Genomic DNA, 12013 nt, shown 5'->3' with positions numbered 1-12013 from the left:
TCCGGCGCGCAGCATGGCGGGCGTGCAGGGATGGATGCGGGCGGCGGCGGCACTGTTCGCCATCGGGTACGGGGCGAACCAGTTCAGCTCGCTGATGGTGATGTACCGGGAGCAGGCGCACTACCCGGCGGTGGTCGTCGCGGCGTTCTTCGGCGTCTACGCCGCGGGGCTCGTGCCGGGCCTGCTGCTGGGCGGGCCGGCGTCCGACCGGTGGGGGCGGCGGCGGTTGCTGCTGCCCTCGCTGGTGGTGTCGGCGCCGGCCAGCGCGGTGCTCGCGCTCGGCGGCGTGGCGGCGGTGTCCCAGCCCGCGCTCTACACCGGCCGGTTCCTGTTCGGTGTGGTCACGGGCATCGCGATGGCCGTGGGCACCACGTGGGTCAAGGAGCTGTCGCAGGCCCCGTGGGACCCGGGCGCCGACGCCGCCGCGGGCGCGCGCCGCGCCGCGCTCGGGTTGTCGGCTGGGTTCTGCGTCGGGCCGCTCGTCGCCGGGGTGCTCGCGCAGTGGGCTCCGCTGCCGATGGAGCTGCCCTACCTCGTGCACATCGTGCTGACCGCCGCCGTGGTGGCCGCGGTGGCGGGGCTGCCCGAGACGCGCCCGCCGGGGGCGTTCCGGTCCGGGCTGCGGGTGCACCTGCCGCGGCGGTTCCGCCGGGTCGTCGCCCCGATGGCGCCCTGGGTGTTCGGGGCGCCCGCGCTGTCCTTCGCCGTGCAGCCCGCGGCGTTGGGCCCGCAGCTGGCCGGTTTCGGGCTGGTCTACGCCACCCTGCTCACCACGGTGACGCTCGGCACCGGCATCGCCGTGCAGTCGTGGGCCCGCCGGCTCTCCCCGGTGACGGGCGCGCGTCTCGGGCTCGTGGCGCTCGTGGGCGGCCTCCTGGTCGCCGCCGCGGCGGCCGCGCTGGGCTCCCCGGTGCTCGCCGTGCCGGCGTCGGTCGTGCTCGGCGCGGGCTACGGGCTGCTGCTGGTCGCCGGCCTGATCGAGGTGCAGCGGATGGCCGAGCCGGCGCAGCTCGCCGGGCTCACGGCCGTGTACTACGCGTTCACCTACATCGGGTTCCTGCTGCCCGTGCTGCTCGCGGCGCTCACCGGGCTGGCCGGGTACCCGGTGCTGCTGCTGGTCGTGGCGCTGCTGGCCGCGCTCAGCCTCGCGGCCGTGATGAGCGCGGGCCGGGTGCGGGAGCCGGTGCCAGGCTGAGCCGGTGACCCTCCCGTTCCCCGAGCCCACCAGCCCGCGCGCCTCCCGCGCCGAGGTCCTCCTCGGCTACCGACCCTGGAGCGGGTGCTGTTCCACCTGCTGCAGGAGTACGCCCGGCACGCGGGGCACCTCGACGTGGTCCGCGAGCTGATCGACGGGCGGACCGGCGGGTAGCCGCTCGTAGGATCGAGGGCGTGCTCGATCTCCGCCCGACGCCCCTCGACCACCCCGACGCCGCCCGCCTGATCGCCGAGGTCCAGCAGGTCTACGTCGAGCGCTACGGCGGCGAGGACGCCACGGTGCTCGATGCGCGGGAGTTCGCGCCGCCTGCCGGCTTCTTCGTCGTCGGCTACGTGGACGGGCAGCCGGTGGCGTGCGGCGGGTGGCGGGCGCGGAGCGCGGCGGAGTCCCCGGCCCTGCGCGACGGCGACGCCGAGGTCAAGCGCATGTACGTGAACGCCGCGCACCGCGGGCACGGCCACGCCCGCGCCGTGCTGGCCGAGCTGGAGCGCGCCGCCGCCGCGGCCGGGCTCACGCGCCTCGTGCTGGAGACCGGCACCCGCCAGCCCGAGGCGATCGCGCTGTACGCGAGCTCCGGCTACGCGCCGATGCCGGCGTTCGGCCACTACGCGGACTCGGAGTCGAGCCGCTACTTCGCGAAGCCGCTGCCGTCGCGGGTGGCGCCCGGCACTTTGATCTCGCCGGGCTGAGCGGCGGCGGTTCCGCGTTCACTTCGTGGTCTGTTCCTGTCGGGTGGGGCGGGTTGCGGTGGGCGCGCCGTTCCCGACTCGAGGCGAACTGCCCCCACCCCGCGCCGAGCCGTCACTCGTAGTCGCCCCGGCGGCGTACCCGCCCCCCGGTGTCGAGGTGGCCCGGTTGGCAGAACGACCGAGTTACGGGGTCGCCCGGGTGGCCGTACCCGACCGGGCCCAGGCCTGTTCTGGACGAGCTCGTTGCTGCCGGATGCCACTCATCCGGCTGTGGTGCCGTTCCCAACCTCTTCGAAACGGCTTTGATCAGCGAACCAGGGACCTGAGCCGCACCCGTGCAGCGCATGGCCCCTTTCCGCCGATCAAGGGCGCATGGACGGCCCGGACCGGTCTGATGATCGCCGGGACGGGTGGAGAACGGGACCACCGCCAGGTGCGCACGCACGCGGCAGGGGCGGTCTCGTCCGGGACAGGCCTGGGCCCGGTCGGGGACGGCCGTCCGGCCAGCCACGACATTCGGTCCTTGGCCCAACCCGGCCATCTCGCCGACGGGGCGGGATCGAGGAGGACCGGCCGACTGCGCCGAGGACCGGGCCAGGGCGGGGGCAGTGGTCTCGAGCCGGGAACGGCGCGCCCACAGGAGATTCCATGACCACATCGACGTGAGCGGGGTTCGATCTTGGCCTCAACCCCGCTCACGTCTATCTGATCACGTGCAGGCGCGTTCCGCGGAACGCGAGACGGCCATGATCAGCAGGAGTGGTGCCAGAGCGGCAGATGTGCCGCCGTGAGCGGCAGATGTGCCGCCGTGACACCACTCCTGGCGATCACGACGGCGAGCAGGCGTGCGAGAAGTACGTGAGCGCGGCGGCGAGCACGGTGAGGTGCGGCTCACACCGATCACGCGCCGCCCCTGCCGAACGAACGGCACTTTCGTCGGCTAGGTAGCGACGAGAGTGCCGTTCGTTGCGCCGGGGGTCTCAGCCGCCGCTCACCTGCGCCCAGCCCTCCGTCAGCTCGCGCTGCAGGGTGGGCAGGTCGATCTGGGCGCCCAGGTAGCGCTGCAGGGCGGGGGTGGCGATCTGGTCCTTCCACTGCGGGTAGTCGGTCACCGACTGGAACGGGGCCGTGGTCAGGTACTCGGCCCCGGCCAGGGTGGCCGTCCACCCGTCCTGGCCGCCGGTGGCCTCGGCCACCGCGTCGCGGGCCGCGCCGGACGTGGGGATCAGCCACTCGCCCTGCGCCACCGCCGCGAGGTTCTGCGCCTGCAGGTAGAACTCGATGAAGTCGGCGGCCTGGGCGACGTGCGGGCTGTCGGCGGGCACCGAGAGCGTCTGCGGGTTGGCGGCCTGCTCCGGTGAGGTGCCGGCCAGCGCGGGGAGCACCGCCCAGGAGAAGCCGGGCGGCGCCGCCTCCGCGATCTGCTGCGCCACGTAGCTGCCCGCCACGACCATGGCGTAGCGCCCGTCGAGGAACGCGGTGACGACGTCGGAGCCGCTCTGCGTGAGCGAGGTCGGGTCGAGGGACCGGTCGACGTAGGCCATCTCGTGGATCCGCCGCGGCACCTCCAGCTCGGCGTCTCCCACCTGCACGGTGGTGGCCTCGCCCGCGCCGGTGAAGAAGGTGCCGCCGAAGTTCAGCCCGAGGCTCATGACGGTGGCCGTCGGCTGCCGCAGGCCCCAGCCCAGCCCCGCGGTCGTCGCGGTGGTGGTGCTCCGCGCGGCGGCGGCGAGCTCGTCCCAGGTCAGGGTCGGGCTCGTCGGGATCGGGACGCCCGCCTGCTCCAGCATCGTGGTGTTCGCGAACACCACGTAGGACTGCAGCAGGGTCGGTGCGGCGACGGTCGTCCCGTCGACGGTGACGGCGTCCCACACGCCCTGCGGGATCGCCGCCCGGGTCTCATCGGACAGGTGCGGTCCCAGGTCGGCGAGGTAGCCCTGGCGGGCGAAGCCGCTGATGTCGGCCGACTCGTCGTGGATGACGTCCGGGGCCGTGCCGCCCTGGAACTGGGTCACCAGCTGGTCGTGCACGGAGTCCCAGCTGCCCTGCGTCAGCTCCACCCGGACGTCCGGGTGGGCGGCGTTCCAGTCGGCGACGATCCGCTCCGTGGCGGCGACGCTCGGCTCCTGGAACGCGAGGCTCTGGAACGTCAGCGTGACGGGGCCGGTGCCCTCGTCGACCTCGGGGCCGACGGGGGCGGTGGCGCAGCCGGCGAGCGCGGCGACGGCGCCGATCGCGACGAGCAGCTTCCGCATCGGTGCTCCTATCCCTTCACCGCGCCGCTGAGCAGCCCGGACGTGAGCCGCCGCTGGACCGCGGCGAAGAACAGCAGGCTCGGCACCGTGGCCAGCAGTGCACCGGCGGCGAGCGCCCCGAGCTGCACCTGGCCCTCGGCGCCGACGAACCGGGCGAGGGTGAGCGGCAGCGTCACCTTCGCCGGGTCCTGGATCAGCACGAGCGCGAAGAAGAACTCGTTCCACGAGGAGATCATGGTGAACATCGCGGTGGCGACGAGGCCGGGTGCCAGCAGCGGGGCCACGATGCTCGCCAGCACCCGCACGCGGCCGGCGCCGTCGACGACACCGGCCTCCTCGACGTCGCGCGGGATCGCGGCGATGAAGCCCTGCAGCATCCACAGCGCGAACGGCAGTGCGTAGACCGCGTGCACGAGCGTCAGCCCGACGAGGCTGTCCACCAGCCGGAACTGGCGCAGGATCAGGAACAGCGGCACCACGACGAGGATCACCGGGAAGACCTGGCTGACCAGCACCCAGCCGTTGGCCACGAGCTTGAGCCGGGTGCGGTAGCGGGCCAGCGCGTACGCGGCGGGGAGCGCGAGCACCAGCACTAGCACGGTGGTGCCGAGCGCGACGAGGAGGCTGTTGGTCGCGGCCGTCACGAGGTCGGCGCGCACCACGGCGTCGGCGAAGTTCTCCACGGTGGGCGACAGCGGCACGATCCCGCCGGTCGCGAGCTCGTCCGGGGACTTGAGCGCCGTGCCCAGCAGCCACAGCAGCGGGAAGCCGAGGAAGACCAGGTAGGCGGCCAGCGCGAGGTACTGCAGCGGGCGCCTCACGGCATCCTCCGCAGCTGCGAGCGCAGGTAGAACAGCAGGAACCCGACGACGAGGACCACCATCACGCCGCCCATCGCCGAGGCGTAGCCGAACTCGCCGTAGCGGAAGGCCGCGTTGTAGGCGAAGAGCATCGGCAGCATCGTCTGCCCGCCGGGGCCGCCCGCGGTGAGCACGTAGACCAGGGCGAACGAGTTGAGGTTCCAGATGAGGTCGAGCGTGGTGATCGCGACGATCACCGGGCGCAGCCCGGGCAGCGTGACGTGCCAGAACCGGCGCCACGGCCCGGCCCCGTCCACGGCGGCGGCCTCGTGCAGCGCACCGTCGATCGTCTGCAGGCCGGCGAGCAGCGTGATCGTGGTCTGCGGCATGCCCGCCCACACCCCGATGACGATCACGGCGGGCAAGGCGGTGGAGAACTCGCCGAGCCAGTTCACGCCGCCGGGCAGCGGGCCGTGGTTGGGGTTGAGCAGCAGCCGCCACATGATCGCGATGATCACCGGCGGCATCGCCCACGGCACGAGCGCGAGGGTGCGGGCGAGCCATCGCAGGCGCAGGTCCTCGTTCAGCAGGAGCGCGAGCCCCATGCCCGCGGCGAACTGCAGCACGGTCACCGAGAAGGCCCAGACGATCCCGATCCGGAACGAGGACCAGAACAGCTCGTCGGACAGCAGCCGCGTGAGGTTGTCGAACCCGGTGAAGCTGGTGACGACACCGCGGCCCGCGCGGGCGTCGGTGAAGCCCAGGTACAGGCCCTGCGCCAGCGGGTAGACGCTGAACAGCGCGACCGGGACCAGGGCCGGCAGCACGAGCGGCCAGGCATCGGTGCGCCGTCGGCGGGCGCGCACGGGCGACCGACCGGGCACCGGGTCCGCCGCGCGCAGCACGGCTCGCGTCATCGGATCCCGGTGCGGCGACCCACGTGCACGCTTCCCCCCACCGCTGTCCGGGTCCGCACCGTCGCCGGACGCCGTGGCGACGGTGGCATGCCGGCCCCGTGGAGGCAAGTGCCGACGAGCGGGTCCTGGTCGGCAGTCCTCCGGACGCGCCGTCGCTCCGTGTGGCGCGATCGCGGAGTGTGGCGAATGATCCGCAGCACGTGACTGCCGGGAGCGAGGGAGGGGACGCCGGTGGCGACCGTGACGGTGCTGGGGCAGACCGACCTGCGGCTGGACACGGCGTGGATCGACTACGTGTTCATCGTCTTCTACTTCGTGCTGGTGCTGGGGATCGGCGTGCTGGCGCGCCGGTCGATCGCGTCCAGCCTGGACTTCCTGCTGTCGGGGCGGTCGCTGCCGGCCTGGGTGACGGGCCTGGCGTTCGTCTCGGCGAACCTGGGTGCGATCGAGCTGATCGGGATGATGGCCAACGGCGCCCAGTACGGGGTGCCGACGTTCCACTACTACTGGATCGGCGCGATCCCGGCGATGGTGTTCCTGGGCATCGTGATGATGCCCTTCTACTACGGCTCCAAGGCGCGCAGCGTGCCGGAGTTCCTGCGGATGCGGTTCAACACGACCACGCAGCGGGTGAACGGCGTGACGTTCGCGCTGGCGTCGGTGTTGATCGCCGGGGTGAACCTGTACGCGCTGGGGCTGATCCTGGAGGCGTTGCTGGGGTGGTCGTTGGCGGTGGCGGTGCCGATCGCGGCGCTGGTGGTGCTGAGCTACACCTTCCTCGGCGGGTTGTCCGCGGCGATCTACAACGAGGTGCTGCAGTTCTTCGTGATTCTGGCCCTGCTGATCCCGCTGACCGTCGCGGGGTTGGCGCGGGTCGGGGGCTGGGACGGGCTGGTCGAGCGGGTGAGCGCGCTGCCGCCGGGCCCTGAGCAGGTGTCGTCGTGGCCGGGGACGTCGCTCACCGAGATCGCCAGCCCGTTCCTGTCGGTGCTGGGGATCGTGTTCGGGCTCGGGTTCGTGCTGTCGTTCGGGTACTGGACGACGAACTTCGCGGAGGTGCAGCGGGCGCTCTCGGCGCGCAGCATGTCCGCGGCGCGCCGCACGCCGATCATCGGGGCGTTCCCGAAGGCGTTGATCCCGCTGGTCGTGGTGATCCCGGGGATGATCGCCGGGGTGCTGGTGCCGCAGCTGACCACGCTCAAGCAGGGCGGGCCCACCGACGTCACCTACGACAACGCGCTGACGTTGCTGATGGGCGAGGTGCTGCCCAACGGGATCCTCGGGGTGGCGCTCGCGGGGCTGCTGGCCTCGTTCATGGCGGGCATGGCCGCGAACGTCAGCTCGCTGAACACGGTGTTCACCTACGACCTGTGGCAGGACTGGATCCGACCGGGCCGCCCGGACGACTACTACCTGCGGGTGGGGCGCGCGGTCACGGTGATCGGGTGTCTGCTGGCGATCGGGACGGCGTTCATCGCGAGCAGCTTCACGAACCTGATGGACTACATCCAGGCGTTGTTCAGCTTCTTCAACGCCCCGTTGTTCGCGATCTTCATCCTGGGGTTGTTCTGGAAGCGGATGAGCGGGACCGCGGGGTGGACGGGCCTGATCGCGGGCACCGTCGCGGCGGTCACGGTCGACGCGTTGGTGCGCGTCGGGGTGATCGCGGTGTCGTCGCAGGCGGGCTCGTTCATCGGGGCGAGCGCGGCGTTCGTGGTCGGGATCGCGGTGAGCGTGGTCGTGACGATGGTGACCGCGCCGCGTCCGGAGTCGGAGCTTGCCGGGCTGGTCTGGTCGCTGACCCCGCGGGAGCGGGGCCGCGGCGGTGAGGACGAGGGCAGCTGGTGGCAGTCGCCGGTCGTGCTCGGCGCGATCGTGCTCGTCCTGACCCTCGCCCTGTACCTGGTCTTCGCGTAGGAGGTGCGGTCATGTCCGAGCCGGAGGAGTCGGCGGTCGACCAGGGCGCCACGTCCAGTGCGGCGTCGCAGCTGTTCGACCTGCGCACGGTCATCGCGGTGCTGTTCGGCCTCTACGGCGTCGTGCTGACGGTCCAGGGCGCGTTCTTCGAGGACGAGGCGCAGCTCGAGAAGGCAGGCGGGATCGAGATCAACCTGTGGTCCGGGATCGTGATGCTGGTGGTCGCGGCGCTGTTCCTGCTGTGGGCCCGGCTGCGCCCGCTGGTGCCGCCCAGCGGGCGCAGCTGAGGCCCGCGCGGGTGGGGGCCTCAGTCGCGCGGGGTCGGGTAGCGCGGGTTGAACGCGGTCAGGGTCCAGGCGTCGAGGCGACGCAGGGCCCGCCGGACTGCGCCGGTGAGGCGCGTGGTGCCGGTCATGTGTCCTCCTCACGGGGGTCTCGATGGCTGGTTCCACCGGGTACAGCGCACCCGACGACTGGATCGTTCCAGTTGACCGCTGTGAGTCGTCGCACGGTCACCGGCGTGCTCGACACGGCGTGCGGTGGCCGGGAGCGCGAGCACCGATCGGTAGGGTGGTTCCCGCGCCCCCGGCCCGGAATGTCCACTTCCGCGGCGCCACCGACGGTTCGCGGGGCCGCCGGACGATGATCGGGCCGACCCCGGGTACCTCGTGCCCGAGGGCGGCCTCGTCCGTCCGCCGAGCCCCGACTCGGCGGGGTGGACATCGGCCCTGACCGGGAGGAGGACCGCGTGCTCGCGCTCGTCGTCGCGCACCTCGTCGTCGCCGGTCTGCTGCCGTTGGTGTCGGCCCGCAGCCGGCCCGCGGCGTTCGGGGTGGCCGCCGTGCTGCCCGCCGCCACCCTCCTGTGGGCGCTGGCGAACGCGGGGGCCGCGCTGGGCGGCGGGCTGGGGGAGTCCACCGCGTGGTCGCCCGCGCTGGGGCTCACCCTCTCGTTCCGCCTCGACGCGCTGGCCCTGGCGATGATCGTGCTGGTCTCCGGCATCGGCGCCGTGATCCTCGTCTACTGCATCGGCTACTTCCGCGGCGACTCCCCGGAGTCGCCGCGCTCCGCCGCCCTGCTGCTGGCGTTCGCGGGCGCGATGCTCGGCCTGGTGCTGGCCGACGACCTGCTCACGCTCTACCTGTTCTGGGAGCTGACGTCGATCGCGTCGTTCCTGCTGGTCGGCCAGGGCGGGGAGAAGCGCGAGGAGCGCCGCGCCGCCGTGCAGGCGCTCCTGGTCACCGTCTTCGGCGGCCTGTCCATGCTGCTGGGGTTCGTGCTGCTGGGCGAGGCGGCGGGCACGTACCGGATCTCGGAGATCCTCGCCGACCCGCCCCGGGGTGCGCTGGTGCCCGCGGCGCTGCTGCTGATCCTGCTCGGCGCGTTCACCAAGTCCGCGCAGCTGCCGTTCCACCCGTGGCTCCCGGCCGCGATGGTCGCACCCACCCCGGTCAGCGCCTACCTGCACGCCGCCTCGATGGTCAAGGCGGGCGTGTACCTGGTGGGCCGGTTCTCGCCCGCGTTCTCCGACCTCGCGGTCTGGACGGTGCCGATCCTGGTCGCCGGGATCGCCACGATGCTGATCGGCGGCTGGCGCGCGCTGTCGGCCACCGACCTCAAGCGGATGCTCGCGTTCGGCACCGTCAGCCAGCTCGGGTTCCTCATGGTGCTGTTCGGCGCGGGCGGCCGCGTCGCGGCCATGGCCGGGATCGCCATGCTGCTCGCGCACGGGCTGTTCAAGGCCACGCTGTTCCTGACGGTCGGCGCCGTCGACCACGCCACCGGCACTCGCGACGTGCGGAAGCTCTCCGGTGTGGGCCGGGCGCTGCCCGGCCTCGCGGTGGCCGCCACGCTCGCCGCCGCGTCGATGGCCGGCCTGCCGCCGCTGATCGGGTTCGTCGGCAAGGAAGCGGCGTTCGAGGCGTTCCTGCACGGCAGCGTCCAGAACGTGGCCGTCGCGGTCGGTCTGCTGCTGGGCTCGGTGCTCACCGTGGCCTACAGCGCCCGCTTCCTGTGGGGCGCGTTCCTGCGCAAGCCCGGCCGCGAGGACACCCCGGTGCACGGGATCGGCGCCCTGCTCTCCGCGCCGGTCTGGCTGTGCGCCGTCGCGGGCCCCGTGCTCGGCCTCGCCGCCCCGGTCGTGGACGCCGAGGCCGCGAGCTACGCGGCCGCGTACCCCGGCGAGTCCGGCTACCACCTCGCGCTGTGGCACGGCCTGGGCCTCCCGCTGCTGTTCTCCGCGATCGCCCTCGCCGGCGGGCTGGCCCTGCACGCCGCACGGGGCCGCACGAGCGCGCTCGCCGGGCGCAGCCCCGTCGACGCGCAGCGCGCCTACGAGAAGACGATCGCGGGCATCGGGCGGCTCGCCGTGGGGATCACCGGGCGGCTGCAGGTCGGGTCGCTGCCCGCGTACCTGGCCACCATCCTCGTGGCGTTCGTGCTGCTGCCGGGGGTCGCCACCGTGCTGGCGGGCTCCTGGCCCGCGCTCCCCCCGCTCTACCACGCGGCCATCCAGGTGCCGCTCGCGATCGTGGTCGTCGTCGCCGCGGTGGCCGTCACCCGGGCGCGGCGGCGCTTCACCGCCGTCCTGCTGGTCGGGGTGATCGGTTACGGCGTCGGCGGGCTGTTCGTCGTGGACGGCGCGCCGGACCTCGCGCTGGCGCAGTTCCTCGTCGAGACGCTCTCCCTGGTCGCGTTCGTCTTCGTGCTGCGCAGGCTCCCCGCCCAGTTCACCGAGGAGCGCCCGCCGCGGCGGGTGCGCGTGCCCAAGGCGCTGCTCGGGGCCGCGGGTGGCGCCGCCGTCGCGGTGTTCGCGATCGTGCTGTCCGGGGCCCGGACCGCACCGTCGGCGGCGAGCGGTGAGTTCGCCCGGCTCGCCCCCGAGGCGGGCGCCGCCAACGTCGTCAGCGCGATCCTCGTCGACTTCCGCGCGCTGGACACCGTCGGCGAGATCGGCGTGCTGTTCGTCGCGGCGGCCGGGGTGGCCAGCCTCGTGCTCGCCACCCGCTACGACCGGCGCGGCGGCCGCAGCCCGGTGGAGAGCGGCCAGGGCAGCCCCCGGCACGAGGAGGACGTGCTCGGATGACGACGATCGACGACGAGCGCTCCGGCGGCGACCCGCTCCCCTTCGAGGAGTGGGACCACCCCCGGGAGGCGTGGCTGCTGTCCGGCGAGTGCCGCGGCGACCGCCAGCGCACCCTCCTGCTGGAGATGACGACCCGGGCGCTGTTCCCGACCGTGCTGGTGTTCTCGGTCTACCTGCTCCTCGTGGGGCACTACGGGCCGGGCGGCGGGTTCGCCGCGGGGCTGGTGGCGGGGCTGGCGTTCGTGCTGCGCTACATCGCAGGCGGGAGCGACGACCTGGGGGCGACCGTGCGCCTGCGCCCTCCCGTGCTCATCGGGAGCGGGCTGGGGGTCGCCCTGCTCAGCGCGCTCGCGCCGGTGGCGTTCGGGGCGCCGGTGCTCGCCACCGCGAAGGTCGCCGTCGACGTCCCCCTGCTCGGGCACCTCGAGACGCAGACGAGCGTCGTCCTCGACGTCGGCGTGTACCTGCTGATCATCGGCGTCGTGCTGGACCTGCTGCGCTCGCTCGGCGCCGGCATCGAGCGCGACATGCGCGACGCGGGGGAGTCCCGGTGACCGCGGTCAACCTCGTCATGGCGGGCACGGTCGGCGTGCTCTACGGCACCGGGTTCACGCTGCTGCTGTCGCGCTCGCTGATGCGGGTGCTGATCGGCGTGGTGGTGCTCGGCCACGGCACCAACCTGCTGCTGCAGCTGGCGGGCGGCCCGCCCGGCCGGGCGCCGATCCTCGGCTCGGCGCCCGCGGAGTCCTTCACCGACCCGCTGCCGCAGGCCCTCGCGCTGACCGCCATCGTGATCACGTTCGCGCTCACCACGTTCCTGCTCGCGCTCGGCTACCGCTCCTACGTCCTCGTCGGGCACGACGAGGTGCAGGACGACGTCGAGGACCGCCGGATCGCCCGCCAGAAGGCCCCGTCGGTGCCGCTCGAGGACGACGACGACGCGGACGAGCCCGATCCCCTCGCGCGCGCCGAGCGCACCGACGACGACGTCGAGGCCGCGGCGACGGGGCGGGAGGAACCATGAGCGAGCGTCAGCGAGCGAATCATCAGCACAGCGCCCGCGCCCCGCGCGCGAGCTTGCGAGCGCGCCATCGGCAGAGCGCCCGGCGAAGCCGGCCGAGCGTCAGCGAGGCC

At 73.4% G+C, this 12013-nt stretch carries 10 protein-coding genes and 1 pseudogene; 8 read left to right on the top strand and 3 right to left on the bottom strand.

Going from position 1 to position 12013, the window contains the following annotated elements; all coding sequences use genetic code 11:
• The first annotated feature begins 13 nt into the window (after positions 1 to 13).
• From FB558_RS06740 to FB558_RS06730, 3 genes and pseudogenes are all read left to right on the top strand, one after another.
• Complete coding sequence (locus FB558_RS06740) at positions 14 to 1195, top strand: MFS transporter (RefSeq protein WP_142049143.1); 1182 nt, start codon at positions 14 to 16, stop codon at positions 1193 to 1195.
• A 45-nt stretch (positions 1196 to 1240) separates the two neighbouring features.
• Positions 1241 to 1369: pseudogene (locus tag FB558_RS06735) on the top strand (mycothiol transferase); the annotation flags it as partial.
• 20 nt (positions 1370 to 1389) lie between these two features.
• Entirely contained in the window at positions 1390 to 1905 is a 516-nt protein-coding gene (locus FB558_RS06730) for a GNAT family N-acetyltransferase (protein WP_425467974.1), read from the top strand.
• 980 nt (positions 1906 to 2885) lie between these two features.
• On the opposite strand, the gene FB558_RS06725 is transcribed toward FB558_RS06730, so the two are convergent.
• From FB558_RS06725 to FB558_RS43840, 3 genes are read right to left on the bottom strand one after another with little or no spacing between them, the layout of a single operon-like run.
• A complete protein-coding gene (locus FB558_RS06725) occupies positions 2886 to 4160 on the bottom strand; it encodes an ABC transporter substrate-binding protein (protein WP_142049138.1) in 1275 nt (424 codons plus the stop codon).
• An 8-nt stretch (positions 4161 to 4168) separates the two neighbouring features.
• A complete protein-coding gene (locus FB558_RS43845; protein WP_211366147.1) occupies positions 4169 to 4981 on the bottom strand; it encodes a carbohydrate ABC transporter permease in 813 nt (270 codons plus the stop codon).
• Entirely contained in the window at positions 4978 to 5877 is a 900-nt protein-coding gene (locus FB558_RS43840) for a carbohydrate ABC transporter permease (protein WP_211366144.1), read from the bottom strand. The genes FB558_RS43845 and FB558_RS43840 overlap by 4 nt, the downstream gene beginning before the upstream one ends.
• A 240-nt stretch (positions 5878 to 6117) precedes the next feature.
• On the opposite strand from FB558_RS43840, the gene FB558_RS06715 reads away from it, so the two are divergent.
• From FB558_RS06715 to FB558_RS06695, 5 genes are all read left to right on the top strand, one after another.
• The gene (locus FB558_RS06715; RefSeq protein WP_142053791.1) at positions 6118 to 7794 is read left to right on the top strand and encodes a sodium:solute symporter family protein; all 1677 of its coding nucleotides are present in this window, start codon (positions 6118 to 6120) and stop codon (positions 7792 to 7794) included.
• Between the two features lie 11 nt (positions 7795 to 7805).
• Positions 7806 to 8081 (top strand): hypothetical protein, encoded by a 276-nt coding sequence (locus FB558_RS06710; protein ID WP_142049135.1) that lies wholly within the window; start codon positions 7806 to 7808, stop codon positions 8079 to 8081.
• A gap of 428 nt (positions 8082 to 8509) precedes the next feature.
• On the top strand, positions 8510 to 10879 hold the full coding sequence (gene mbhE / locus FB558_RS06705) for a hydrogen gas-evolving membrane-bound hydrogenase subunit E (RefSeq protein WP_246106281.1): 2370 nt from the start codon (positions 8510 to 8512) through the stop codon (positions 10877 to 10879).
• A complete protein-coding gene (locus FB558_RS06700) occupies positions 10876 to 11433 on the top strand; it encodes an MnhB domain-containing protein (protein WP_142049133.1) in 558 nt (185 codons plus the stop codon). Before mbhE ends, FB558_RS06700 begins: the two co-directional genes overlap by 4 nt.
• 17 nt (positions 11434 to 11450) lie before the next feature.
• The gene (locus tag FB558_RS06695) at positions 11451 to 11903 is read left to right on the top strand and encodes a Na(+)/H(+) antiporter subunit C (RefSeq protein WP_142053787.1); all 453 of its coding nucleotides are present in this window, start codon (positions 11451 to 11453) and stop codon (positions 11901 to 11903) included.
• The last annotated feature ends 110 nt before the right edge of the window (positions 11904 to 12013 follow it).

The organism is Pseudonocardia kunmingensis, assembly GCF_006716445.1.
Taxonomy (GTDB): domain Bacteria; phylum Actinomycetota; class Actinomycetes; order Mycobacteriales; family Pseudonocardiaceae; genus Pseudonocardia; species Pseudonocardia kunmingensis.
Note: the sequence above shows the minus strand (reverse complement) of the source record. Positions and strands in the feature narration are given on the sequence as shown.